The 24,412-nt window shown below is 38.9% G+C and carries 22 protein-coding genes; 11 read left to right on the top strand and 11 right to left on the bottom strand.

The window, feature by feature from the left end; translation table 11 throughout:
• The first annotated feature begins 4 nt into the window (after positions 1–4).
• The 6 genes from IAE19_RS03940 (at position 5) to sohB (ending at position 7,784) form a co-directional block, all read left to right on the top strand.
• Complete coding sequence (locus IAE19_RS03940) at positions 5–1,537, top strand: pyridoxal phosphate-dependent decarboxylase family protein (RefSeq protein WP_200459627.1); 1,533 nt, start codon at positions 5–7, stop codon at positions 1,535–1,537.
• 289 nt (positions 1,538–1,826) lie between these two features.
• Positions 1,827–2,858 (top strand): substrate-binding domain-containing protein, encoded by a 1,032-nt coding sequence (locus IAE19_RS03935; RefSeq protein WP_200459626.1) that lies wholly within the window; start codon positions 1,827–1,829, stop codon positions 2,856–2,858.
• 114 nt (positions 2,859–2,972) lie between these two features.
• The gene (gene pstC, locus IAE19_RS03930; RefSeq protein ID WP_200459625.1) at positions 2,973–4,352 is read left to right on the top strand and encodes a phosphate ABC transporter permease subunit PstC; all 1,380 of its coding nucleotides are present in this window, start codon (positions 2,973–2,975) and stop codon (positions 4,350–4,352) included.
• Entirely contained in the window at positions 4,349–5,746 is a 1,398-nt protein-coding gene (gene pstA, locus IAE19_RS03925; protein ID WP_200459624.1) for a phosphate ABC transporter permease PstA, read from the top strand. The genes pstC and pstA overlap by 4 nt, the downstream gene beginning before the upstream one ends.
• A gap of 11 nt (positions 5,747–5,757) precedes the next feature.
• On the top strand, positions 5,758–6,672 hold the full coding sequence (gene pstB / locus IAE19_RS03920) for a phosphate ABC transporter ATP-binding protein PstB (RefSeq protein WP_413784508.1): 915 nt from the start codon (positions 5,758–5,760) through the stop codon (positions 6,670–6,672).
• A 149-nt stretch (positions 6,673–6,821) separates the two neighbouring features.
• The gene (gene sohB / locus IAE19_RS03915; protein WP_200459622.1) at positions 6,822–7,784 is read left to right on the top strand and encodes a protease SohB; all 963 of its coding nucleotides are present in this window, start codon (positions 6,822–6,824) and stop codon (positions 7,782–7,784) included.
• A gap of 73 nt (positions 7,785–7,857) precedes the next feature.
• Here sohB and IAE19_RS03910 read toward each other — a convergent pair whose 3' ends face one another.
• On the bottom strand, positions 7,858–9,225 hold the full coding sequence (locus IAE19_RS03910) for a hypothetical protein (protein ID WP_200459621.1): 1,368 nt from the start codon (positions 9,223–9,225) through the stop codon (positions 7,858–7,860).
• Positions 9,226–9,320: 95 nt separating this feature from the next.
• Positions 9,321–9,938: a TetR/AcrR family transcriptional regulator gene (locus tag IAE19_RS03905; protein ID WP_200459620.1), complete on the bottom strand. Its 618-nt coding sequence runs from the start codon at positions 9,936–9,938 to the stop codon at positions 9,321–9,323.
• A 215-nt stretch (positions 9,939–10,153) separates the two neighbouring features.
• Here IAE19_RS03905 and IAE19_RS03900 point away from each other — a divergent pair, with 215 nt between their 5' ends.
• Positions 10,154–12,127: an alkyl/aryl-sulfatase gene (locus IAE19_RS03900; protein ID WP_200459619.1), complete on the top strand. Its 1,974-nt coding sequence runs from the start codon at positions 10,154–10,156 to the stop codon at positions 12,125–12,127.
• Positions 12,128–12,197: 70 nt separating this feature from the next.
• Here IAE19_RS03900 and purB read toward each other — a convergent pair whose 3' ends face one another.
• From purB to IAE19_RS03875, 5 genes are all read right to left on the bottom strand, one after another.
• On the bottom strand, positions 12,198–13,586 hold the full coding sequence (purB, locus tag IAE19_RS03895; protein WP_200459618.1) for an adenylosuccinate lyase: 1,389 nt from the start codon (positions 13,584–13,586) through the stop codon (positions 12,198–12,200).
• A gap of 50 nt (positions 13,587–13,636) precedes the next feature.
• Positions 13,637–14,374, bottom strand: a complete 738-nt coding sequence (gene hflD, locus IAE19_RS03890; protein ID WP_200459617.1) for a high frequency lysogenization protein HflD — start codon at positions 14,372–14,374, stop codon at positions 13,637–13,639.
• A 24-nt stretch (positions 14,375–14,398) separates the two neighbouring features.
• A complete protein-coding gene (gene mnmA / locus IAE19_RS03885) occupies positions 14,399–15,532 on the bottom strand; it encodes a tRNA 2-thiouridine(34) synthase MnmA (RefSeq protein ID WP_200459616.1) in 1,134 nt (377 codons plus the stop codon).
• A 4-nt stretch (positions 15,533–15,536) separates the two neighbouring features.
• Complete coding sequence (locus IAE19_RS03880; protein WP_200459615.1) at positions 15,537–16,022, bottom strand: NUDIX hydrolase; 486 nt, start codon at positions 16,020–16,022, stop codon at positions 15,537–15,539.
• A gap of 142 nt (positions 16,023–16,164) precedes the next feature.
• Positions 16,165–17,499 (bottom strand): MFS transporter, encoded by a 1,335-nt coding sequence (locus IAE19_RS03875; RefSeq protein WP_200459614.1) that lies wholly within the window; start codon positions 17,497–17,499, stop codon positions 16,165–16,167.
• Between the two features lie 123 nt (positions 17,500–17,622).
• Between IAE19_RS03875 and IAE19_RS03870 the strand changes: the two genes are divergently transcribed.
• Positions 17,623–18,507 (top strand): LysR family transcriptional regulator, encoded by an 885-nt coding sequence (locus IAE19_RS03870; RefSeq protein WP_200459613.1) that lies wholly within the window; start codon positions 17,623–17,625, stop codon positions 18,505–18,507.
• Between the two features lie 107 nt (positions 18,508–18,614).
• Here IAE19_RS03870 and IAE19_RS03865 read toward each other — a convergent pair whose 3' ends face one another.
• The 4 genes from IAE19_RS03865 to IAE19_RS03850 form a co-directional block, all read right to left on the bottom strand.
• Complete coding sequence (locus IAE19_RS03865) at positions 18,615–19,151, bottom strand: gamma carbonic anhydrase family protein (protein WP_200459612.1); 537 nt, start codon at positions 19,149–19,151, stop codon at positions 18,615–18,617.
• A 91-nt stretch (positions 19,152–19,242) separates the two neighbouring features.
• Positions 19,243–20,391 (bottom strand): D-alanyl-D-alanine carboxypeptidase PBP5/6, encoded by a 1,149-nt coding sequence (gene dacC, locus IAE19_RS03860; RefSeq protein WP_200459611.1) that lies wholly within the window; start codon positions 20,389–20,391, stop codon positions 19,243–19,245.
• Between the two features lie 114 nt (positions 20,392–20,505).
• Complete coding sequence (locus IAE19_RS03855; protein WP_200459610.1) at positions 20,506–20,907, bottom strand: MCR_0457 family protein; 402 nt, start codon at positions 20,905–20,907, stop codon at positions 20,506–20,508.
• Between the two features lie 152 nt (positions 20,908–21,059).
• Positions 21,060–21,434: an MCR_0457 family protein gene (locus IAE19_RS03850; protein ID WP_200459609.1), complete on the bottom strand. Its 375-nt coding sequence runs from the start codon at positions 21,432–21,434 to the stop codon at positions 21,060–21,062.
• A 101-nt stretch (positions 21,435–21,535) separates the two neighbouring features.
• Between IAE19_RS03850 and surE the strand changes: the two genes are divergently transcribed.
• The 3 genes from surE (at position 21,536) to IAE19_RS03835 (ending at position 24,338) form a co-directional block, all read left to right on the top strand.
• Positions 21,536–22,312, top strand: a complete 777-nt coding sequence (surE, locus tag IAE19_RS03845) for a 5'/3'-nucleotidase SurE (RefSeq protein ID WP_200459608.1) — start codon at positions 21,536–21,538, stop codon at positions 22,310–22,312.
• Positions 22,313–22,445: 133 nt separating this feature from the next.
• Positions 22,446–23,300, top strand: a complete 855-nt coding sequence (locus IAE19_RS03840) for a peptidoglycan DD-metalloendopeptidase family protein (protein WP_200459607.1) — start codon at positions 22,446–22,448, stop codon at positions 23,298–23,300.
• A gap of 108 nt (positions 23,301–23,408) precedes the next feature.
• Positions 23,409–24,338, top strand: coding sequence for a LysR family transcriptional regulator (locus IAE19_RS03835; protein WP_200459606.1), 930 nt, complete (start codon positions 23,409–23,411; stop codon positions 24,336–24,338).
• The last annotated feature ends 74 nt before the right edge of the window (positions 24,339–24,412 follow it).

The raw sequence follows: 24,412 nt of genomic DNA, 5'->3' as shown, positions 1-24,412 counted from the left end.
ACACATGGTTGATTTTGCAGAACATCGTAAAGCTTTACTCTGCAATGATGCTGCATCCATTACTGACTACCAGTCAGCAATGGATGAGGCGGTAAAAGCCGTCGCTGCATGGTTGCAAAATGACAAAATGTATACGGGTGGCAGCATTAAAGAATTGCGTTCAGCAATTTCTTTTAATCCGTCTAAAGAAGGGATGGGCTTACACCAGTCTTTGAGCCGAATGGTTGAGTTATTTCTCAATAAAAGCTTAAAGGTGCATCATCCTTATTCACTTGCGCATTTGCATTGTCCAACAATGGTGACCAGCCAGATCGCAGAAGTGTTGATTAATGCAACTAACCAGTCGATGGATTCATGGGATCAAAGTCCTGCGGGTTCGTTAATGGAAGTGCAATTGATTGACTGGTTACGTCAAAAAGTTGGCTATGGATCAGGTCAGGCGGGTGTATTTACCTCAGGGGGTACACAGTCTAATTTGATGGGTGTTCTTCTGGCACGTGATTGCTGTATCTCCAAAAACTGGAAAGATGAAAACGGTCAGCCTTGGTCTGTTCAGCGTGATGGTATCCCCTCAGATGCTATGAAAAACGTCAAAGTAATTTGTTCTGAAAATGCACATTTCTCTGTGCAAAAGAACATGGCGATGATGGGGATGGGTTTTCAGTCAGTTGTGACCGTTCCTGTGAATGAAAATGCACAAATGGATGTCAATGCGCTTGAAAAAACGATGGCACATTTGCAAGCTGAAGGCAAAATTGTTGCATGTGTGGTGGCAACCGCAGGTACGACTGATGCTGGTGCGATTGATCCACTCAAAAAAATCCGTGAAATCACCAATAAATATGGTGCATGGATGCATATTGATGCAGCTTGGGGTGGAGCATTGATTTTATCTAATGTCCATCGTGATATGTTGGATGGTATAGAATTATCAGATTCGATCACATTGGACTTCCATAAGCATTATTTCCAAAGCATTAGCTGTGGTGCTTTCTTATTGAAAGATGAGGCGAATTATCGCTTTATGCATTATGAAGCAGAATATTTGAATTCTGCCTATGATGAAGAACACGGTGTACCAAATCTCGTCTCTAAATCATTGCAAACTACACGTCGTTTTGATGCCTTAAAGCTCTGGATGACTGTGGAAGCATTGGGTGAGGAGCTTTATGGTTCCATGATTGATCACGGCGTGACGCTAACTCGTGAAGTTGCTGATTATATTAAAGCAACGGATGAGCTTGAGCTTCTAGTGGAACCACAGTTCGCTTCGGTCTTGTTCCGTGTTGTACCCAAAGATTACCCTGCTGAATTTATTGATAGTCTAAATCAAAACGTAGCAGATGAATTATTTGCGCGTGGAGATGCCAATATTGGTGTAACCAAAGTTGGTGCAGTGCAGTCTTTAAAAATGACCACGCTTAGTCCTGTAGCAACATTGGAAAATGTGAAGAACTTGTTGGCAATGGTTCTTGCTGAAAGTGATCGAATTAAAGATGAAATCGTGGCTGGAACATATACTCCAGCGATTGACTAGATATTCGTAGTATAAAAGGTCACTTCGGTGGCCTTTTTTATGACAATACAATGAAATATTACATTTTAAATGATAAATAAAAATACAAAGCCTGTATTGAAAATTGAAGTTACATATTGAAATTAAAAGAATTTTATAAAAATCAAAGTTTAGGCATGAATTATCATAAAAGCGTCATCAAGATGTCACTGAATTGTCACATTTTAAAATCAAAATGCTGTTATCCAAAGTACAAACACTGATTGATAAAGTGCTGTACGCACATTACGCTAAATAAAGAGAGAAGAGCATGCGCTTAAATCCACGTCAACTTGCCATTGCACTTGCAGTTTCTGGGGCCGCTGTAGCGACAACTGCGAATGCAGCCCGTGATACGATTCAGATCGCTGGTTCATCAACTGTTTTGCCTTATGCAAGTATTGTTGCAGAAGAGTTTGGTAATACTTTCCCGCAGTTTAAAACACCTGTAGTGGGTTCTGGTGGTACATCGGGCGGTTTAAAACAGTTTTGTCAGGGTGTTGGCGATAACACGATTGATATTGCAAACGCATCACGTAAAATTAAAGATACAGAATTAGCCGCTTGTAAAAAAGCTGGTGTAAATCAAGTACAAGAAATCAAAATCGGTTATGACGGTATTGTATTTGCTTCAAACTCAAGTAAAGCTGCTTATAAATTAAAACCTGCATTTGTTTTTGCTGCACTTGCTGAAAAATTACCATCAAATGGTCAGCTTGTACCAAACCCATATACACGTTGGAACCAGATTGATAAATCACTTCCAAACGAACCGATTACTTTAGTTGTTCCTGCATCTAACCATGGTACACGTGAAGTATTCCAAGAAAAAATGGTTGAAGCTGGCTGTGAAGCTTATGATTACTTCAAAAAATTAGACAAAGAAGAACAGAAAAAAGCATGTTCTGCTTTCCGTAAAGATGGTCGTGTAATTGAAATTGCTGGTGACTATACTGAAACTCTAGCGCGTTTGAAAACTTCTCCAAGTGCTGTAGGTGTATTTGGTTTAGGTTTCTATGATCAAAACCGTGACAAACTTCGTGTAGCCACAGTCAATAATGTAGCACCTTCTGAAAAAACCATTTTGAATGGTAGCTATCCTGTATCTCGTCCTTTATTCTTTTATGTAAAAGGCGAGCATGTGAAATCAATTAAAGGTTTACCTCAATACGTAGAATTTTTCCTGAATAAAAAGACTTCAGGTAAAGGTTCTAAGCTTGAGAAAGCTGGTTTAATTTCAATGTCTGATTCAGAGCGTGCAAAAGTACTGGCAGACTTTAAAGCAGGTAAATCTGTTAAATAATAGATTTAAAATGAGAGCTGATGATGGTGTAACACCTTCATCAGCTTTTTGTCTAGCAAGATGTTTAACTGGGTTTTTTCAAAGAATGAAAATTGAAAAAACGGTGGAGATTACATGAATCTGCTATTGATTGGCGTGCTATTGGCACTCATCGCCATAGCTTATCAAATTGGGTTGAGCAAAAGCCGCAGCCTAGCAGGTAAGGGAAATAACTCTGCATTATTACATTCACGACCGGGCTACTATGGAGCATTGGTTGCGTTATGGTGTGGTATCCCTGCTTTTTTAATTTTGATTGTTTGGAATTTGGTTGAGCCAAATATTTTAAAACATGTCATTTTAGATCAGGTGCCAGCAGCAACTTTGGCGGGTATGGATCAGGCAAGTATTGAAGTATTGATGAATCGTGTAAAAGCGATTGCTTCTGGTTTTGGAGTGACTGACCAACCAGCGCCTTACGAGCTGGCAGCGGCAGCGCAACTGGCTAAAGTTCAGACTATTGGTTCATATGCCAAACTAGCGGTGGTGCTTTGTGCTGCAATTGTGGGTTTGCTGATCGCAAAAAAACGTGTTGCGCAAAGTTTTCGTGCACGTAATAAAGTCGAAAAGATTATTAACATTACTCTTGCACTGTGTTCGGGTGTTGCAATTTTGACGACACTTGGCATTGTGATGTCCATGTTTAGCGAAGCCTTAAGATTCTTTTCTTTTGTGAGTCCAATCGATTTCTTCTTTGGAACCGAGTGGAATCCAGGTTTTAGTACGTCTGGCAGTGCTGAAGGCAGTTATGGTTTATTACCATTACTCTGGGGCACACTTATGGTAAGTGGAATCGCATTGCTAGTCTCAGTGCCAATTGGTTTGATGATTGCGATCTATCTGGCTGAATATGCCTCACCAATGCTACGTTCATGGGCAAAACCAGCTATTGAAATTTTGGCAGGTATTCCAACCATCGTTTATGGCGTATTTGCCCTAATGATTATTGGTCCATTTTTCAAAATGGCAGGTGAAATGGTTGGCATTAATATTAATGCGACTAGTGCACTGACTGCAGGTTTTGTTATGGGAATTATGATTATCCCATTCGTATCCTCTCTTTCAGATGACATTATTACTCAAGTTCCGCGCGCATTACGTGATGGTTCGCTTGGGCTAGGGGCGACCAAATCTGAAACGATTCGTCAAGTGGTGATTCCAGCAGCATTGCCCGGCATTATCGGTGCATTCTTATTGGCGGCATCTCGTGCTATTGGTGAAACCATGATCGTGGTACTGGCAGCGGGGAATAGTCCTTTACTTCATGTCAATCCACTGGAAGCAGTTTCTACAGTCACAGTGACAATTGTCAACCAATTAACGGGTGACACAGATTTTGCAAGTCCTCAGGCATTGGTTGCATTCGCCTTAGGTTTGACGCTGTTTGTGATTACTTTAGGTCTTAACATTGTTGCACTTTATATTGTGCGTAAATATCGCGAGCAATACGAATGAGTACATCAAATACTTCTACACCTTTAGATCAAAATAGTTTTGATCCACGAGTTGCCGCGGAATTGCGCGAGAAACGTAAAAATACTATTCAAAAGTCTTTGGCGAAACGCCATCGTAAAGAAACAACTTTTCGATTATTTGGTTTTTCTGCGGTTGTTATTGGTCTGTTATTTGTTGCCTTATTATTCGGCAGTATTCTGGCAAAAGGTTTACCTGCTTTTTGGCAAACCAGCATGACGGTTCCTGTTTATTTTGATCCCACAGTGATTGATGCGGGGCCTAAACCTGTACAGGCGACAGGAGAAACACCAGCACATTTTCAAGAACGCTATATAGAATGGCAAACAAAAATGGGCATGGTGGATTGGGATGCACTAATCATTAATGGTTTGATTGCTAAAGATCCCGCTTTAGCCTCAAAACGCGATGATTTAAGTAGTTTATATACCAGTTCCGAGTCGTATCGTTTACGTGATATGGTGTTTAAAGATCCTTCACTGATCGGTAAACGTGAAGACCTCAAGTTTCTGGCAGATGCAAATATAGATGTCTGGCTAACAGGTAAAATTGATCGCAGTTTGCCAGATGATCAACAGCAACTGAGTCCAGAAGTCCGTCAATTGGCCGATCAATTAGATAAGAATGGTATCCTTACTCATTCATTCAATACCAATATTTTTACCAATCCAGACTCACGTAGTTCACCAGCGACCAGTGGTTTAGCTGGGGCATTCATGGGCTCACTGTTCATGATGCTGATTGTGATCTTTATCTCGATCCCAATTGGTGTTGCCAGTGCGGTATATCTGGAAGAGTTTGCTAAACAAAATATCATTACCGATGTTATTGAAGTCAATATTAACAATTTGGCTGCGGTTCCATCAATTGTGTTTGGTTTATTGGGGGCTGCGATCTTTATTAACTGGATGCATTTACCACTTTCTGCGCCATTAGTGGGCGGTTTGGTCCTAAGTTTAATGACTTTACCGACAGTGATTATTACCACTCGAGCTGCATTAAAAGCGGTTCCACCGTCGATTCGTCAGGCTGCTTTAGGTTTGGGTGCTTCACGTGTGCAGGTGGTCTTTCATCATGTATTACCATTGGCTTTACCGGGAATTTTAACGGGTGCAATTATTGGTGTAGCTCAGGCTTTAGGTGAAACTGCGCCGTTACTTTTAATTGGTATGAGTGCTTTCGTGGCAAGTATACCGACCAGCCCACTTGATCAATCAACCGCTTTGCCTGTACAGATTTTCTTGTGGCAAGGCAATGAACTACGTAACTTCTTTGAAGGACGTACCGCAGCAGCCATTATTGTATTACTGGCAATGATGATTGGTTTAAATAGCCTCGCAATTTGGTTACGTAAAAAATTCGAAGTGCGTTGGTAATAGAAGGTGAGATGATGAATACTATTGATACAACAAATGCCTTAGAAAAGGATAAAACAGTGACTTCTGATCAAAAGCAATTTACCAGTGCTGAAACTGAACAAAAACGTCAGACTTCATTTGTCTCGCAGTTTGATACTCAAGCGAGTCCGAAAAAAGAAACTAAGCAAAAAGTTAAATTAAGTGCCAATGATGTACATGTCTATTATGGTGACAGTGAAGCCATTAAAGGCATCGACATTAGCATTTATGAAAATGAAGTGATTGCTTTTATTGGGCCTTCTGGTTGTGGTAAATCAACTTTTCTACGCACACTAAATCGCATGAATGATACGATTGATAGCTGTCGTGTAACTGGTAAAGTTTTACTGGATAACCATGATATCTATGATCCGAATCTGGACGTAGTATTGTTACGTGCGCAAGTTGGTATGGTGTTCCAAAAGCCAAATCCATTTCCAAAATCAATTTTTGACAATGTTGCCTATGGTCCGAAACTTCATGGTTTAGCACGTGATAAATATGATCTGGAAGAGATCGTTGAAAATAGTTTACGTAAAGCTGGACTTTGGGAAGAAGTCAAAGACCGTTTGAATCAACCTGGTACAGGTCTATCTGGTGGTCAGCAACAACGCTTATGTATTGCACGTACCATCGCGGTAAGTCCAGAAGTGATTTTGATGGATGAACCATGTTCGGCACTCGATCCAATTGCAACAGCAAAAGTAGAAGAATTAATTTCAGAACTTTCAACCCAGTACACTATTGCGATTGTAACGCACTCTATGCAACAGGCTGCTCGTGTTTCTGACCGTACGGCGTATTTCCATTTAGGCGACTTGATCGAAGTCAACTCAACTGAGAAAGTATTTACTCAGCCCGATCATCAGCTTACAGAAGCTTATATTACTGGTCGTTTTGGCTAATTCTCGGTATGTTTTAAAGCACCTTCGGGTGCTTTTTTATTGAAAAAAATAAGCCATATATCATCTTGTTTTCAAAAGTCATATTGAAATTTAGGTGTTTAGCCCTCATCTTTTGAACATAATCAGGAACTCTAGAGAAAAAACAGCTCATGCTATTTCATTTACCAAAATTGCCCGCTGAAATTCGTGTTAGTCACCTTAATGCACGTGTGAATGAGCAGCGCAAAAAAATTGCACAAACCACGGCGTCGAAATTTGAGCTATTACAATTAACTCAGCAAATAGCAAAAGAAGCTCGTGTTCGTAAAAAAAATAATCAGAAAATCTTTGTGCTTGATTTTAAGGGCGATATTCAGGCATCAGCTGTTGAACAATTACGTGAAGAAATTACATTAATTCTTGCTACTGCTAAAGCCGGAAAAGATCGCGTTGTGGTACGTTTGGAAAGTCCAGGCGGTATGGTACATGGCTACGGTCTGGCAGCAGCACAACTGGTTCGTTTACGCGATGCTGGTTTTCATGTCACGATTATCGTCGATAAAGTTGCTGCGAGCGGCGGCTACATGATGGCCTGCATTGGCAGTGAAATTATTTCTGCACCTTTTGCAATTTTGGGATCAATTGGAGTTGTAGCTCAGGTACCAAACTTTAACCGTTTGCTCAAGCAACATAATGTTGATTTTGAACTGTATACGGCTGGGGAATATAAGCGTACTGTGACGATGTTTGGCGAAAATACGCCTGAAGGTAAAGCCAAATTTGAAGAAGAGTTGCAACAAACCCATGCGCTTTTCAAGCATTTTGTAGAGAAATACCGTCCACAACTGAATGTTGAAAAAGTAGCAACTGGTGAACACTGGTATGGTCAGGATGCACTGGATTTAAATCTGGTCGATAAATTGCAAACTTCTGATGAATATCTTTTGGGTTTATTACCTCAACACGATGTCTATGTTATTACTACACGTAAACGCCCAACGTTGGGTGAAAAATTGGGTCTTCAAGCGGCACAACTTGCAGATAATTTGATTCCCGCAGTCATGAATAAAGTTGTTGAAAGCTTGGTTAATGCAAATAATCATTTGGTTCAGATACGTGATCCTAAGCTTTAATTTGAAAATTTATCGATAAGATCACGAGCAAAATAAAAGCCTACTTCAATTTGAAGTAGGCTTTTATATAGAGTTAACGCTTACATTCTAGATTATCGATAGTATTTTGATCTAAATACTGAATCGTTGGTAGATAATCACCCATAATTGACTTTTCATCACCCCAAGTCACAGTATTTTGAACTGCTTGATTAAAGCCTGGATATGGCAGTAAATTTCTCATAATTAACAACCCAAAGTCTTCATGACCATAATCCTCACCCACTGGACTCTTGAGACCACTGCCGCGTGGAGATAATGCTAAGAACTTATAACCACACTCTTCAGTTGCATTTTTTGGTCGATCTTCAGGCAAAGAAACAATGATTTTATATTTACCTTCAGCATCCAGATTTTTACTTAGATCACCATCGTATAAGCAATAATTGGTCGCTGTAGATGTAATTTCGTTGGTACAAATCGACATGTAGCGAAGATCACCCGCCCCTAGAACGGCTTCGTTATTTTGAGTTGAAGCAATTTTTGGTAATTTACCATTTAATAGCAGTACCTTGCCTATTCTTCGACTAGTGGTAGCGAATACATATTCATTGTCGGGAGTTGCCCAAAAATTGAGTTTACGTTCAGGAGTTAATCCTTCACATTTTTCTATACCAATCTTATAAGCACATTGGGCATTGGCTGTTCCATTACGCGCAGCATACCATGTTGGGGTTAGTTGTGCTGGGAAGCCAGGGTATAATTGTCTAGAAAATGCTTTTTGGACGATGTCCCCTGAAAAAGCATTATAATTTTGGACAGGTTTATCTTTAACATTTAGGAACTGACAGACCTCTTGACCTTTAATTTCCTTTCCTTCTTTAGTGACTACTCTAAAATGTGGAAACTCGACGCCACCTTTATTATCGTAACCTTCATTGGGAACATAAACGCGATACCAAATGACTAAAGAATTATCATTTGTTGGAGGTGCATATAATGTATTTTTCTCAGGCTTTGCGGGTAAATTTCCAATTTTAATTTCTGTTGAATAGCCACGTTCTTTTTCTAAGCGCTTATTGCCAACCACGAATGGGTTGGTAACTCCAGTATTTGGCTGAATCTCCGCATCTAATAGTGAATTGACACGCGTTCCATTTGATTCATAGCTTACCAAAGACATATGGCGAGAATAGGGGAAGTCACCATCGACAAATACTCTTGCACCGTCTGGAATACTAAATTGGCTAGTGTAATAATTTACATTGGTATCAGGATAGGCAAAATTCATTGCATCTTCGCCAGTATGCGATTTACTGGTTACTCCATCATGCCACATACAGTCAGTTAACGCTGGTGGTGGAGTGATTTGTACCACGTCATTATCATCGTCATCGTGACAAGCCGTGAGGAAGCATGTACTTGAAAGTGCTATCACTAAAGTACGATTTAAAATTTTCATATTTTGAATCCATTCTCTATACTTTAATCAGTACCTGAATAATTTTATATATTCTATAAAGGCGCTTATAAATAAAATTAAAATAGTTTGGCTTTTTAATACTGTGAATCTATTTTAAATGTGATTCCTCCTTCAATATAATCAATCAGGTATTTTGATATTAATTTACGATCTTTAATATCTGTAGCCCAATATTGCTCTAGTCCTACATCACTAATGACATTTAAAATAATGTTAAAAGTAAATAAGACTTTTAAATCAATGGCATCTTTACTAGCTTCCGGAAATGCCTGAGACAGAAGTTGAGTTGCCTTTTTTGCAATAGGTGATAATTCTTTTGCAATCATTTTTCGTCCTTCTTCTCCAGTACTAATCATTCGAGAAAAAAACTTGAGATATTGAAGCCCGTTGTCCTGCAATAAAATATCCACCATTGGTCTATACATGGCTTTTACAATGCTGTTAGGTTCAATATGGTCTTCTGAAATTTTATTAAGTTCCTCTAAGCTTTGTTTGGCATAGGGTGTCAATACATAGCTCAATGCTGCTTCTAACAGTCCCCATTTAGATTTAAAGTGATAATACAATGCAGATTTATTTGAAACTCCTGCTAAATCATTGATTTGTTGAACGGAAAGACGAGTTGCATCATTCTGTGAAAAGAGAAGAATGGCCGCTTCCATCAGTTTTAGTTGGGTTTCGCTATGTTGCATTTCTGATTACACTTCAGATCTAAAGTCTGTTGACAACATTAATCTAATTGGATTAATGTTGTCAACAGATCAGAATGACTTGGATTCAAAGCCAAAATTTTAATGATTTTTTTATTTTGATAATCATCACTTAAGTGTTAAAAAATTATTTTTTAATTGTGAGGATGCTTGTCTTAAATATATAGATGTACTTAAATTCAACGGATGAAAAATAAATGCAGATAAAAAATTTTAATTTAAATCATAAATCGTTAGTGATTTCGATTTTATTTTCTATATATGCACCTGTATCTTTCTCCGGCAGTATTCCTGTTGAACAGACTACTCTGAATTATCAGAAAAAATTCACACAAGCCTATGATTTAAATAATACCCAAGAAATAAAAAATGCAATGAAAGGATTTATTGCCAAACCTTCGGGAAAAATTAGTGATGATCAGGGGAATATTGTCTGGGATTTTGACAGTTTTGATTTTGTGCAAGGAAATGCACCAGATACAGTTAACCCAAGTTTATGGAAGCAGGCAATTTTAAATAACCAAATTGGGTTATTTAAAGTCAGTGATGGAATTTGGCAGCTTCGTGGTTTTGATTTAGCCAATATTACATTAATTCAGGGGAAAACAGGCTGGATTGTGGTGGATACGTTGACTTCTAAAGAAACAGCAACTGCAGCTATGCAGTTTGCTCGTCAGTATTTGGGTAATCAGCCAGTATCTGCCATTATATTTACTCATAGTCATGTTGATCATTTTGGTGGAACGCTCGGCGTTTTATCTGAACAAGAGGTTAAATCAAAAAACATTCCTGTGATTGCACCTGTGGGTTTTATGGAAGAAGCAACCAGTGAGAATTTAATGGTTGGCCCTGCAATGGGGCGCCGCGCAAACTATATGTATGGTCGTTCACTTCCTCGAAATGAAATGGGTCTAGTTGATAATGGTTTAGGAAAAGCTGTGTCATTTGGTCATATTGGTATTCTTGAACCAACTGTATTGATCACTCAGCCACGTCAACCGATGACTGTCGATGGGGTTGATTTCATTTTTTATAATGTTCCAAATTCTGAAGCACCAGCAGAATTAACGTTTTATTTACCGCAGCAAAAAGCTTATGGTGGCGCTGAAATCCTCTCACATACTTTACATAATTTGTATACTTTAAGAGGGGCAAAAGTTCGGGATACATTAAAATGGGTGAGCTATCTCGATCAAGCACTTGATCATGCAAAAGACGCAGATGTATTCTTTGCCCAGCATCATTGGCCTGTTTGGGGAAATGATAATATCAAACAATTTATTACTGTACAGCGAGATAGTTACAAATACATCCATGATCAAACTGTACGTATGATTAATGCGGGTATGACTGGAAGTGAAATATCCGACAATATTAAATTACCACCTCAACTCGATCAGTATTTAAATGTGCACGGTTATTATGGAACGGTTAAACATAATGCACGAGCAGTGTATCAATACTACATGGGCTGGTTTGATGCTAACCCAGCAAATCTGGATAATTTACCCGTTAAGCAAGCTGCACAAGGTTATGTGGATTTGGCGGGTGGCGAAGCTAAGATGATTGCAACGGCACAACAAGCATATGATCAAGGTAATTATCGTTGGGGGGCTGAACTGCTAAAACATGTTATATATGCGAATCCAAATAATCAGCAGGCTAAGGACTTGCAGATCAAAACATTTAGTCAATTGGGCTATATGTCAGAAGCATCTACATGGCGAAATTTCTATTTAACAGGCGCTCAGGAACTAAAAAATGGTACTCCAAAAACAGGAGTGACGCCGGTTATATTATTGGATATGTTGCAACATACGCCAGTTGAGCGTTTTTTGGAGTCGATGGCAGCTAGCTTAAATGCAAATCGTGCTGAAAATGTAAATTTGACATTAAATTTAGTTTTCTCTGATTTAAATCAAATATATGAAATTAAAGTCAATAATTCGGTTATGAACTTTAAGGAAGTTAAGCAACCTACAACAGATGCTGCTGTAACTCTCACGCTGACCAAGCCCTTCTTTTTGAATATGATGACAGGGCAGAGTGGCGCACTAGATCTTATGTTTTCCAAAGATACTCAAATACAAGGAAGCCGCATGAGTTTAAGAAAGTTTTTTTCTTTGTTTGATAAAGCAAATGGTATATTTCCCATCGTAACTCGAAACTAATCTTTTAATAGTACGCATTAAAAAAGCGGAATCATTCAAAATGATTCCGCTTCACTTTAATTAATATTATTTAAAGCTTATTAATTAAATCATTGATTTGTTTGGCTTGCTCTGCTGCATTACCTATATATGTTGCAGGCGTAAGTTCAGCAAGACGTGACCGTTCATCAGCTGGAACTTGTGCAAGTTCATCACCATTTACGAAATTCACCATCATGTCACGAGTCATGGCTTGTCCACGAGTCAATGCTTTTAATTTTTCGTATGGTTGTTCAACATTATAACGACGCATCACTGTTTGAATTGGTTCGGCCAGAACTTCTTGAGCTTGATTTAAATCTTCATTTAATCGATTAGCATTCAGTTCAAGTTTACCTACACCTTTTAAACAAGCATCGAAGGCAATCAAGCTTTGAGCGAAACCAACACCCATATTACGCAATACAGTTGAGTCAGTTAAGTCACGTTGCCAACGAGAAATTGGAAGTTTTTCACCTAAGTGAGCCAATACTGCATTAGCAATACCTAAATTTCCTTCAGAGTTTTCAAAATCAATCGGGTTAACTTTATGTGGCATGGTTGAAGAACCCACTTCGCCATCTTTTAATTTTTGTTTGAAATAACCCAAAGAGATATAACCCCAAACATCACGGTTAAAATCAATCAAAATGGTATTATAACGGCGTAATGCATCAAACAATTCAGCCATATAATCATGTGGCTCAATTTGTGTGGTGTATGGGTTAAAAGCTAAACCTAAAGATTCAACAAATGCTTGTGAATGTGCTGCCCAGTCAATTTCAGGATAAGCTGAGAAATGTGCATTGTAATTACCTACAGCACCGTTGATCTTGCCCAGTAATTCTACATTTTCAAACTGCTTGATTTGACGTGCCAAGCGATAGGCAACATTTGCCATCTCTTTACCCAATGTGGTTGGGCTTGCTGTTTGACCATGTGTACGAGATAACATAGGTTGTTCAGCATGTGTGGTAGCTAGAGCTGCAATCGCATTTAAGATTTGCTTCATACTTGCAACTAAAACGTCTCGACCATTTTTAAGCATTAACGCATGAGACAAGTTATTAATGTCTTCTGATGTACAGGCAAAGTGAATAAATTCACCTGCATTTTTAAGTTCATCAATTCCTGCAATTTTTTCTTTCAGAAAATATTCAACTGCTTTTACATCATGATTTGTAGTACGTTCAATTTCTTTAATACGATTCGCATCATTTTCAGAGAAATTGCTGACAATCGCATCTAAAGCGGCATTGGTTTCAGTTGAAAATGGCGCGACTTCAATGATTTCTGGATGGTTAGCAAGCGCTTGTAACCAACGCACTTCAACGGTCACACGAGCATGAATTAAACCAAACTCAGAAAGAAAAGGACGTAAAGCATCACATTTGCTAGCATAACGTCCATCAAGTGGCGAGAGTGCGGTTAACGCGTTCATAAGGATCCCTTAAATTTTGGAATGAATATAAAACGAAACCCGTTATCGTATCAAAGTTCCACCATTTGATACTGTAAACGAGCGAGAGTTTGAATGTCTTGAAGCAATTTACGTTTGCTAAAAATCATATTCCATGAGCTACCCCCCAGTTGGCGCCATAAATGTGCCATTTGCAGTCCGGTAAACAGACAGGCGCGGATACGGTTGGTATGATGACTATCTTTAAATGCTTCGGCATTACCACGAACCATAATGCGCGGATTAATTTGACCTGCTGTTTCGACATAGGTTTGGGCAAGATTGGCAATAATACTTGGATGTAAATAGTTGTTATCAAAAAATGACAGTTGTTTTAGTATTTTTTGCTGCGATTTTTCAATAATTTCAACATATTCTGGATTTTTATAAACTTTCTTTTCAAGTTGCAGTAGCGCCATTGCATAAGTCATGGGCAGCTTGGCATTTGAAAGTTTAGGCAGGCGGGATTTAGGCGCGCTACTAAAAGGCTGGGTAATACTACTTTCCAGCGTTTTTAAGCCCAATGAAATATCTGCAAGCTGATTAAAGAAATCCAATGTTTGCATACTGGAATTCATCGTCGGACGTATATTTAGACAAGCTTTGATTAATTGTTCAAAGTAAAAGTTCCCACTTTCACCGATACTTTGTTGGCCTGTCATTGCAGTCATATGCGTTAGTTGTGCGGCCTGAAAAACGCCCGCAAGAGCTAACGCACGGTTTTGACGTACATTCAGTGCTTGAGGCTGTTGAAAAGGGGTATCAACCATGCCTAAGATTCCTTTAAATATACTTTAAATAAAATCGGGTTTCGGTGCATTCGTGGTTAAGATTACACCACCACCTAAACAAACTTCATCGGCGTAAAATACGACGCTTTGTCCCGGAGTGACCGCACGTTGTGGCTGATCAAATTCAACACGAATACCATTTTCAGTGTTTTCATCACGGTAAATTGTACACGCTTGATCAGGTTGACGATAACGAGTTTTTGCTGTGCATCGGAAACCTGTATTTGGGATTTCCTGTTCACCTGCAACCCAATCAATATTTTCACTCCACAGTTGTGTGCTTTGCATGAGTGGGTGTTCATGTCCCTGACCAATCACAAGTCGATTATTGGCAATATCTTTATGGAGTACAAACCATGCACCTTCAGGTGCATTTTTGAGGCCACCTAAGCCAATACCACCGCGTTGACCCAGCGTATAGTACATTAAGCCGTGGTGTTCACCAACTTCTTTACCATTATCCAGTACAATTTTTCCAGGTTGTGCAGGTAAATATTGTTTAAGAAAATCATTGAAACGACGTTCACCAATAAAACAAATACCTGTCGAATCTTTTTTCTTAGCTGTTGCCAGATCAAGTTGTTCAGCGATTTTCCGAACTTCTGGTTTTTCAATTTCACCGACAGGAAATAAAGTTTTATTAATTTCCCGACCATGTACCGCATGTAGGAAATAGGTTTGATCTTTATTGTTGTCGACACCACGAAGTAGTGGTGCGTATGTTTCGCCTTTAGAGTTTTGTGTACTTGCACCACGACGCGCATAGTGGCCTGTCGCAATAAAATCAGCGCCCAAAGTCATGGCATGATCTAAAAATGCCCGAAATTTAATTTCTTTATTGCACAAAATATCTGGATTTGGAGTACGCCCAGCTGCGTATTCAGCAAGAAAATGTTCAAACACTCGATCCCAATATTCCATGGCAAAGTTTGCTGTATGAAGTTTGATTCCAATTTTGTCGGCGACCTCTTGGGCATCGGCCAGATCTTCAAGCGCTGTACAGTATTCTGTTCCGTCATCTTCTTCCCAGTTTTTCATGAAAAGACCTTCAACCTGATATCCTTGTTGAAGTAAAAGTGCAGCAGAAACTGATGAATCAACTCCACCAGACATTCCGACGATGACGCGTTGTTGCATAGGACTAAGCATCCAGATTTGAATTAAAAGAAGGAGAGTGGTGCTCATAAATAAGCGATAAAGGATAACGTTGTCCGCTTAGTGCATCTTGAATGGCTTTGGTAACTAACGGACTGCGAGCACGTGCTGTTTCCTGTAATTCATTCAGGTTCATCCAGACAGCACGGATAATGCCAGTATCTAAAGTGGCATTTAGATCTGCCTTTATACTGTGGGCTAAAAAGCAAAAACGGTAATAAGTCCGATCTGGAAACATTGGCGGGGTATAGGTATAAATGCCAAGCAAAGCATCAATTTCAACGCGATGACCTGTTTCTTCCAGTGTTTCACGAATAGCTGCTTCGATTAGGGTTTCACCACATTCAACATGACCCGCGGGCTGATTAAATACAGTGTGGGTCACGCCTTCGGTATGTTCTTCTACAAACAGAAAACGACCATCTTTTTCAACAACTGTGGCAACGGTAATATGCGGTGTCCAAGCGGTCATAAAAAGCACCCTGATTTAAAAGCAGTATGATACAAAATTTGAGGCTTTTTGGCTATGACTTAGAGCAAGATTGAGTTTTTATTAACTCAAAAAATGCTGACAATATTCAACTTTCAAAACATGCGATGGTTGAAATTGGATACTATCTTATACTTCGGAAAATGCTACTTAACGTGGCAATAAAAGCAAACATAGCACCTATCCAAAGCATGCTGGCTATGGGGCCATTACTTAAATGAAGGCTAAACGCAACCAGAGTAGCACCCAATGTTTGACCAGAGATTCTTGCAACATTCAGCATGCCACCAGCGACACCACTTCGTGCCAAAGGTGCACTTGAGAGTAGTAGTCGTTGATTTGGCGTTAAAAATAATCCAAAACCTAAACCACACATCATCATGATGATAACAAATGCCCAAATAGGTAATTCACCATTAAAAGAGGCCAGCACAGCGATGCTACTTCCTAGTAACAATAACCCTATATTTCCAAGATGCGCAGCTGAAAAGTGATTAGTCAATAAACCTGCCAACGGCGCGACCAAAGCCCCCATGATCGGCCATGGTGCAATTAAAAAACCGATATATAGGGCTGAAAGACCATATTTAAATAAAATATAGGGTAAGGCGACAAACATTAGTCCTTGAGTCACAAATGCAGAAAATCCTGTGAAGATCGAAAGTGAAAATATTGAATTTTGGAATAGGTCAAATGGAAAAATGGGCTGATTATGTTTAGAGTCCCGAATAAATAGAAAAATAGCACTTATAATGCCTATAAGTAAAAAGAGTAAAACCCATGAAAGAGAGATCGTAACCGCATATTCACCTAGTGCATAAATGATGCAAGAAAACATAATAATAGTGAAAATAGCTGAAACATAATTAAAAGGTGTATTGACGTTATTTTTATGATTAGGTAGAAATAATGAAAAAATTAATGCGCATATTCCGATGGGAATGTTGACCAGAAATAACCAGTGCCAACTCATTTTTGACAAAATAATGGATGCAGCAACGGGGCCTCCTGCTAAACCAAGCGCAATAATAAAAGCATTAATCCCTAGACCAAACCCTAATTCTTTTGGAGTGTAAAGTAATCGAACCAAAGCAATATTTGTTCCGAGAATGCTGGCTGCTCCAAGTCCTTGTAAAGCTCGGGCAAAAATTAATTCATGAATTGAGTGCGCATAACCACAAAGAAATGAAGCAACGATAAAAATGCATAAACCAGATAAAAAGACTTTTTTATAGCCAATTCGATCTGAAAGGACTGTAAGCGGTAACATCAAGGCTGCCATTACAAGTTGATAGCTATTTATTATCCAGATGGACTGGATGAAAGAGCTGTTCAACTCTTTGCCAATATAGGGAAGTGCTGTATTTGTAATCGCAGTATCTAGACTCGCAATAATTACTGCAAGACTTAATCCAGAAATGGCAAGATACTTTAGCCAAAATAGCTGGTAATGATTCATAGATTCCGCAACTTTAATCAACCTTGTTTAAAACTAACATGTGCCTTATATTTGTGAGAATAATCAAAATTGCATAAAACTTTTGCATATTTGCAAAAATAGAAAAGTTTAGGAATTAAAAAAATGGATGCAATTCAATCGTTCATAAATATAGTAGAGACTGGTAGCTTATCTGGTGCAGCAAAGAAAATGGGGATATCAGTGTCTACCATTAGTCGCCAAATTACGACAATGGAGGAAAGGCTGCGATTAAAACTACTCATCCGTTCAACGCGCAAAATTGTTTTAACCGAAGATGGCAATGCATATTATGCTTCGGTAAAAGAAATATTGAATGAATTAAATCAATTAGAAAATCAGCTCAAAGATAAAAACAGGGAACCATCTGGTGACTTGCATATTAGTGCGCCTACATTATGGGGACGCAACCACTTAGTTCCTATTCTTTCTGATTTTATGATGCAATATCCAAAAATAAATTTGACAGTTACCTTATTGGATCGACCTGTAAGCCTTTTAGATGAAGGGATCGATATAGCTATCAGGGTGGGTACATTAGAAGACTCATCCTTATTATGTCGTACATTAGGACATATCCGATGGGTTTTATGTGCATCACCTAGATATCTTGAAAAAAATGGTACACCTTTGCAACCCGATCACCTGATGCAGCATACGTGTTTAATCTATAGTCAAAATAAACATGGAAATGAATGGGAATTTCAAGGGAAAAACTCAAAAAGAAAAATTAAAGTACCAGTCAGAATGAGATCCAATTCGCTAGATGCTGTGGTTACTGCATCTTTAAAAGGAGCTGGAATTGTCATGACACCAAAATGGTTTGTAGATAAGCAAATACAGCAAAAAGAACTCGTGATATTAATGCCTGAATATGAGCTACCTGCGCGGCCAATCTATGCTTTATTTACCCATAACCATTTGATGACAAATAAGGTTCGAGTTTTATTGGATTATTTAATTTTTAGGCTCGAACAAATCTATTTTTAGTGCGTATTTCTTAGTCTCCTCCATATTTTGTACAAGGATATTGATTTTAACACGACTTGAAAGCTGAATTGTTTTTCAGAAGTTTTAAAACAGCTCGAACATACGGCTTAGCTGTTTTTATAATTATCCTTCACTTTCACATAATTCTGTGCTGAATAAGCTAAAAATGCTTTTTCTTTGTCAGTCAGTGGCCGAACTTTCTGTACAGGACTGCCGACATATAAATAACCACTTTCCAGAACTTTTCGTGGAGGTACTAAACTCCCTGCGCCAATCATGACATCATCTTCGATTATGACATCATCCAGAATGACGGTATTGATACCTATTAAAACTCGATTGCCAATAGTACAACCATGTAGGGTAACATGATGGCCAATCGTTACATCATCACCAATAATTAAAGGTGAACCTTCAGGTTTTGTCGTCTGCTTATGCGTAACATGCAGCATGGAATGGTCTTGTACGTTACTATTTTTACCAATTTTAATGCTATTGACATCGCCACGAATCACTGCAAAAGGCCAAACCGAAACATTCTCAGCCAATTGAACATCGCCGACAACCACAGACATCTCATCAATATAACAACTGTCATCAATTTGAGGATATTGATTTAAATAAGGGCGAATGTTTTTGGTCATGACGGGCTTCAAAATCAAATAGGATGAAATTATAAAATAAAAAAGCATTCAGACTATAGCATCTGAATGCTCATTTTACAGCTTCTAAAAATTAGAATAGGTTACTAAAGAACATTTTGATATGGTCAATCATGCGAGCAAAGAAACCTGCTTCTTCTACTGGTTTTAAAGCAACCAGTGGTTTTTCTGCAATAACTTTACCATCAAGGCTTGCAACAAGTTTACCAACCACTTGGCCTTTAGCTAATGGCGCATTCAGCTTAGGCTGTACCACTAATTGGGTTTTGATATTGTCAGCCTGACCTTTAGGCATTGTAACGTTAAAGTTTTCAGCTAAGCCAATTTGAACTTCATCCTCTTTGCCGAACCACACTTTTGCTTTGGCCAAAACCTGATTTGCTGGCTGAACATTGACCGTTTCAAAGTTAGCAAACCCCCAAGCCAATAAAGTACGCGTTTGAGAGGCGCGTTCATTCATGCTCGGTGTTCCGAAGATGACCGAAATCAAACGCATTGGGCCACGTTTGCTGGATGTAGTTAAGCAGTAACCCGCTTCATTGGTGTGGCCAGTTTTTAAGCCATCTACACTTGGGTCAGTATAAAGTAAGGCATTACGGTTACCTTGTTTGATCCCATTAAATGTAAATTCTTTTTCTGAATAAATTGGATAATATTTTGAACTGTCTTTAATAATATGTTGCGCAAGGATAGCCATATCTTTTGCAGAAGAATAATGACCATCAGCAGGCATTCCCGTTGAATTTATAAAGTGTGTATTGACCATGCCAATACGTTTCGCTTCCTGATTCATCATGTGGGCAAAGGTGCCTTCATTACCCGCAATATGTTCAGCCATTGCAACAGAAGCATCGTTACCCGATTGAATGATAATTCCACGCAGCATTTCCAGAACTGTTGCTGTACCATTAAGTGGTACATACATACACGATTCTGTGCTGCTTCCACGACACCATGCTGATTCGTTCATACGAACGCTTTCATTTTCAGTCAAATCGCCCTTTAAAAGTTTCTGCTCAATGATGTAACTAGTCATCATTTTTGTCATTGAGGCAGGGGCGAGATGTTCATTTTCATTCTTCGATGCGAGAATTTGCCCAGTCTCATAATCCATTAATACATAAGCTTTATTATTTAATTCTGGGGGTGCTGATAAAACAGTTGCTGCATATGAAAATGAAGGTAAAAGTATGAGTGCAGCAAGGGCGCTTTTTTGAATCATTCTAGGTGGTTCCGATAACTTGTGTGAAGCAGACGAGCCTAGCATTTTAGGATAAAGCCAAGCCGACTTCTACGGTAAAAGTCGGCTTATTTCATACATATTGTAAATAATAAGTTATTTCGAATAATAATTACGGACATCATCGCAAATTTGACGATTTTCATCATCCGATGCCTTTTTGGCATCTGCACGGGCTTCTTTTAAAGCAGGTTGAAAATCTTTAGATTTTGCGCGTTTTTTTAAAGTTTCAACCGCATTCGGTTCATTATTTAAATAGGCTTTAACCAAATTTTCGTAGGCTTTATTAAACTTTAAATCTTTACCGATCAAACTTGGACAGACTTCAGAAAGTACATAAATTGCAGCAAGTTCCTGTGGTGTCACGCTGTCAGATGTTGGGGTAACTTCAATTTGTTCGGCTTCTGCTTTTTTGTCTTTTGCAAATGCAGTTGTTGCGAAAGCGCTCGTTGCAAGAAAAAAAGACAACCCAGCTATTTTAAACACATTTTTCTTCATAAAAACTCAAACTCAAAATAAGACTTAAGGAATTTGAACCACTTATAGCATAAAAAAGGGTTTAAAATTGTATCTTTGCTGTAGGGCTTATGCAGTTATGTGGTTCTAAATATGAAGAATTTAGAACCCTTAGGAGATTTTCTGGGGCAGATTTATTCTTGAAAACTGAGTACATCTTCACACACAGATTTTTGTTCCTCTGTAGATGTTTCTTTGAGAGTTATATGTGCTTCCGCTAATAAAGATTTGTACTCAGCATCATTTTGTAGAGCTGCAAATGTCATAGATTGGTCAGAATACTCTTTTAAATTTATTTGAATCAATTTTTGAATATTCTGCTCAAATTTAGCTTGCTTGCCAATAAGCGCAGGACAAACTTCACTTAAAACCTGTGTTCCAGCAATATCTTCTTTGACTAAAGCATTACTTTCTACCTGAGTTAGACCTTCAGCTGCTAAAGTTGTTTGACTAAAGGTGATCGCCATTAAACTAATAAGACAAAAGTGAGATGTAAATAACGTTCTCATGATTTCACAAAATTATTGATGAATTAAGTGGCTAAATATATATAATTCAATGAATATTTCAATTGAATAACCTCATCAGTCATTTATCGAGATCGTGTTTTGTGAATATTCTTATTGCCAATGATGATGGTGTATTTGCACCAGGGATTCAGGCACTTGCTCAAGCTTTAAAACCTTTAGGTCGTGTTGTAGTGGTTGCTCCAGAAAGTGAACGAAGTGGTTTCTCCAGTGCTTTAACGCTGGATCGACCTTTACGTCCAATTCCGATTGCACAAGATGTATGGGCGGTTAATGGGACGCCTGCCGATTGCGTTTATCTTTCCATGAATGGGTTGTTTGACTTTGAATTTGATCTGGTTGTAAGTGGGATCAATAGTGGAGCAAATCTTGGGGATGATGTGCTGTATTCGGGTACAGTAGGCGCAGCATTTGAAGGTCGCTTGATGAAACAGCCTGCGATCGCGGTGTCACTAGCGGGTAGTAATGTGCGTTCTTATGAACATGCTGATAATTACGCCGTTGCCGCTAAATGGGTACATGATTTTATTGCAAGAGGGTTGCCAAGTTTGCCGCCCCGTCACATTTTGAATATCAATATTCCTGATGTTGCAAAGCTTCAAGGCGAAAAAGTAACTTATCAGGGGCTTCGTGCACAGTCCAAACCTATTACCAGTCATGTTGATCCGCGTGGTCGCCAAGTGTATTGGATTGGGCTTGCTGGTGAGGCTGTGACAGATCCGAAAAGAGCTCCAAGTCATGTGCAGTCCGATTTTTTTGCGGTCGCCAATGGTTATGTCAGCATCACACCTATCCAAATGGATGCGACCAATTATGGAGTACTTGAAGATTTACAGAGAACATTATCATCATCTATTTGATAAAACGCATGCTTAAGCTGCATAGAATGTTATAACTTTGTGAAAAAAAGAAGGAGGAACGCGCGTCTTCGTCCTTTTTTGGTACTCTTAGCGCAAATGTCTGTTGTTTTATATTGATGAGAGAGGGAGATCGATGCGATTGCTTCGACATGAGACTGAAATATTATTTATTTCCAGCCATAAATTTCTAAAAATAATAATGATGTCTGTGGCGGTTGGTTCCGCACTTGCAATCACGGGGTGTGCCTCTAAACCGCAAGTTTCTAATTCGACACGCGTGTTGAATTCGCCAGATTATTATACAGTACGTTCGGGAGATACCTTAAGTGGCATCGCCGCACGTTATGGATTGAATTATATTAATATTGCTGAATTAAACGATATTGCACCCCCATATCGCATTTACGTAAATCAGTCTTTACGTCTGAAAGGATCAGCAACCAAACGTACCACGACGACACAGGCGATTACTCAAACAGCTCCAATACAACGCCAAACTATTGCATTACCTACTACACCAACAACCACAACTCAGACGACAACATCGCGTCCAGTCACACAGCCTGTTGCACCAGTAACGACGACAGCACCCGTGATTACACCCACACCTACATCCAGTAGTTTACGTTGGGTTAAGCCTTCAACAGGGCCAATTATTCAACAATTTAATCTGGCTAGTAATGTCAAAGGGTTACGCTATGGTGGAAATGTTGGGGATCCTATTTATGCCGCTGCAAATGGGCAGGTCGTTTATGCTGCCGATGGCCTTAAGGAATATGGTAATTTAGTTCTGATTAAGCACATAGATGGCTACATTACGGCCTACGCTCATAATAGTAAAACGCTAGTAAAAAGTGGCGATAATGTCACAGCAGGACAAAAAATTGCAGAAATGGGTTCATCGGGGGCCAGTCGGGTCATGCTAGAGTTCCAAATTCGTTTGGATGGCAAGCCAATTAATCCTGCAAATATTATCCCAATTAACTAGTTGGAAATTGAAATTAAATAATGCAAAAGCTGGATTTCTCCGTATAATACAATGAGATGCCTTTATCAAATAGTGATAACTGCGTCTCATAAGTTTAGAGGGAAATTTATGTTAGATCAACTTCGAGCAATGGGAGTGTTTGCTTGTGTTGTAGAGAAAAGTTCGTTTAGTGGTGCTGCCCGTGATCTGGGTATTACCACCAGTGCAGTGAGTCAACAGATTCGGTCTCTAGAGCAGGACATGGAAGTTACACTTCTACACCGTTCTACCCGTAAACTAAGCTTAACTGAGGCTGGACAGGCTTTTTTCCACAGTTGCCAGGAAATGCTAGCTGCTGCGGAACGTGGCAAGATTCGTATTAATGAACTGCGTGACGATTTGGTGGGGGATTTGCGTATTGCAACAACTCCTGAATTAGGCGCCTTACATGTTGTCCCAGCTTTATCTCACTGGATGTCCGCACATCGTGGATTATCTATAAATTTTGAAGCAGATCATCGGTATATTGATCTCATAGAAGGGCGAATTGATATTGCCATTCGTATGAGTCCAAAAATCGAAGATCAAAATTTAACCGTGATTCCAATGGCGAGAGTCGATCAGGTATTGGTCGCTTCACCAAGTTATTTGAATCAATCAGCCCCCATTTCGCGTCCTGAAGATTTAAAGAATCATGATCTGATTCCAGTTAATCTAATGAATAATTATCAGCATTTTTCATTTCAGCATGCGACCAATGGTGAATCTGCAAATATTGACATGAAAACTCGTCTACAAACGAATAATGTTTTTGTAGCGAAATCTTTATGTCAACAAGGACATGGTTTAACTAGAATTCTATATCTGGATGTACAAAAAGAGTTGATCAATGGCTCTTTGGTTGAAGTATTGCCAGAGTGGAATTTACCCGCATTTACACTTTATGCAATTACGTCCAAACGTGAACAGCAGCCAATGAAGATTCATCGTTGTTTGGATGCTTTAAAGCAATATTTTAGTCAGTTACCCGGTGGTCGAACTTTTCAAGAAGCCTCTTAAAAATTAGAGAGGGGTTATGGACTAAATTTTAAATGCCATACGGATCGAGTTATGCAAATAGCTCGATTTTTTAT

This window comes from Acinetobacter sp. S40 (genome assembly GCF_016624705.1).
Classification (GTDB): Bacteria; Pseudomonadota; Gammaproteobacteria; order Pseudomonadales; family Moraxellaceae; genus Acinetobacter.
The sequence above is the reverse complement of the archived record's forward strand: the minus strand, read 5'-3'. Positions and strand labels throughout refer to the sequence as shown.

Bases quoted from the DNA above. Each gene is read 5' to 3' on its own strand.
- IAE19_RS03865 (WP_200459612.1), bottom strand. From the start codon at position 19,151: ATGACCAAAAACATTCGCCCTTATTTAAATCAATATCCTCAAATTGAT.
- sohB (WP_200459622.1), top strand. From the start codon at position 6,822: ATGCTATTTCATTTACCAAAATTGCCCGCTGAAATTCGTGTTAGTCAC.
- purB (WP_200459618.1), bottom strand. From the start codon at position 13,586: ATGAACGCGTTAACCGCACTCTCGCCACTTGATGGACGTTATGCTAGC.
- pstB (WP_413784508.1), top strand. From the start codon at position 5,758: ATGATGAATACTATTGATACAACAAATGCCTTAGAAAAGGATAAAACA.
- hflD (WP_200459617.1), bottom strand. From the start codon at position 14,374: ATGGTTGATACCCCTTTTCAACAGCCTCAAGCACTGAATGTACGTCAA.
- IAE19_RS03835 (WP_200459606.1), top strand. From the start codon at position 23,409: ATGTTAGATCAACTTCGAGCAATGGGAGTGTTTGCTTGTGTTGTAGAG.
- IAE19_RS03870 (WP_200459613.1), top strand. From the start codon at position 17,623: ATGGATGCAATTCAATCGTTCATAAATATAGTAGAGACTGGTAGCTTA.
- IAE19_RS03940 (WP_200459627.1), top strand. From the start codon at position 5: ATGGTTGATTTTGCAGAACATCGTAAAGCTTTACTCTGCAATGATGCT.
- IAE19_RS03855 (WP_200459610.1), bottom strand. From the start codon at position 20,907: ATGAAGAAAAATGTGTTTAAAATAGCTGGGTTGTCTTTTTTTCTTGCA.
- IAE19_RS03875 (WP_200459614.1), bottom strand. From the start codon at position 17,499: ATGAATCATTACCAGCTATTTTGGCTAAAGTATCTTGCCATTTCTGGA.
- IAE19_RS03850 (WP_200459609.1), bottom strand. From the start codon at position 21,434: ATGAGAACGTTATTTACATCTCACTTTTGTCTTATTAGTTTAATGGCG.
- pstA (WP_200459624.1), top strand. From the start codon at position 4,349: ATGAGTACATCAAATACTTCTACACCTTTAGATCAAAATAGTTTTGAT.
- mnmA (WP_200459616.1), bottom strand. From the start codon at position 15,532: ATGCAACAACGCGTCATCGTCGGAATGTCTGGTGGAGTTGATTCATCA.
- IAE19_RS03900 (WP_200459619.1), top strand. From the start codon at position 10,154: ATGCAGATAAAAAATTTTAATTTAAATCATAAATCGTTAGTGATTTCG.
- IAE19_RS03905 (WP_200459620.1), bottom strand. From the start codon at position 9,938: ATGCAACATAGCGAAACCCAACTAAAACTGATGGAAGCGGCCATTCTT.
- pstC (WP_200459625.1), top strand. From the start codon at position 2,973: ATGAATCTGCTATTGATTGGCGTGCTATTGGCACTCATCGCCATAGCT.
- dacC (WP_200459611.1), bottom strand. From the start codon at position 20,391: ATGATTCAAAAAAGCGCCCTTGCTGCACTCATACTTTTACCTTCATTT.
- IAE19_RS03880 (WP_200459615.1), bottom strand. From the start codon at position 16,022: ATGACCGCTTGGACACCGCATATTACCGTTGCCACAGTTGTTGAAAAA.
- IAE19_RS03910 (WP_200459621.1), bottom strand. From the start codon at position 9,225: ATGAAAATTTTAAATCGTACTTTAGTGATAGCACTTTCAAGTACATGC.
- IAE19_RS03935 (WP_200459626.1), top strand. From the start codon at position 1,827: ATGCGCTTAAATCCACGTCAACTTGCCATTGCACTTGCAGTTTCTGGG.
- IAE19_RS03840 (WP_200459607.1), top strand. From the start codon at position 22,446: ATGCGATTGCTTCGACATGAGACTGAAATATTATTTATTTCCAGCCAT.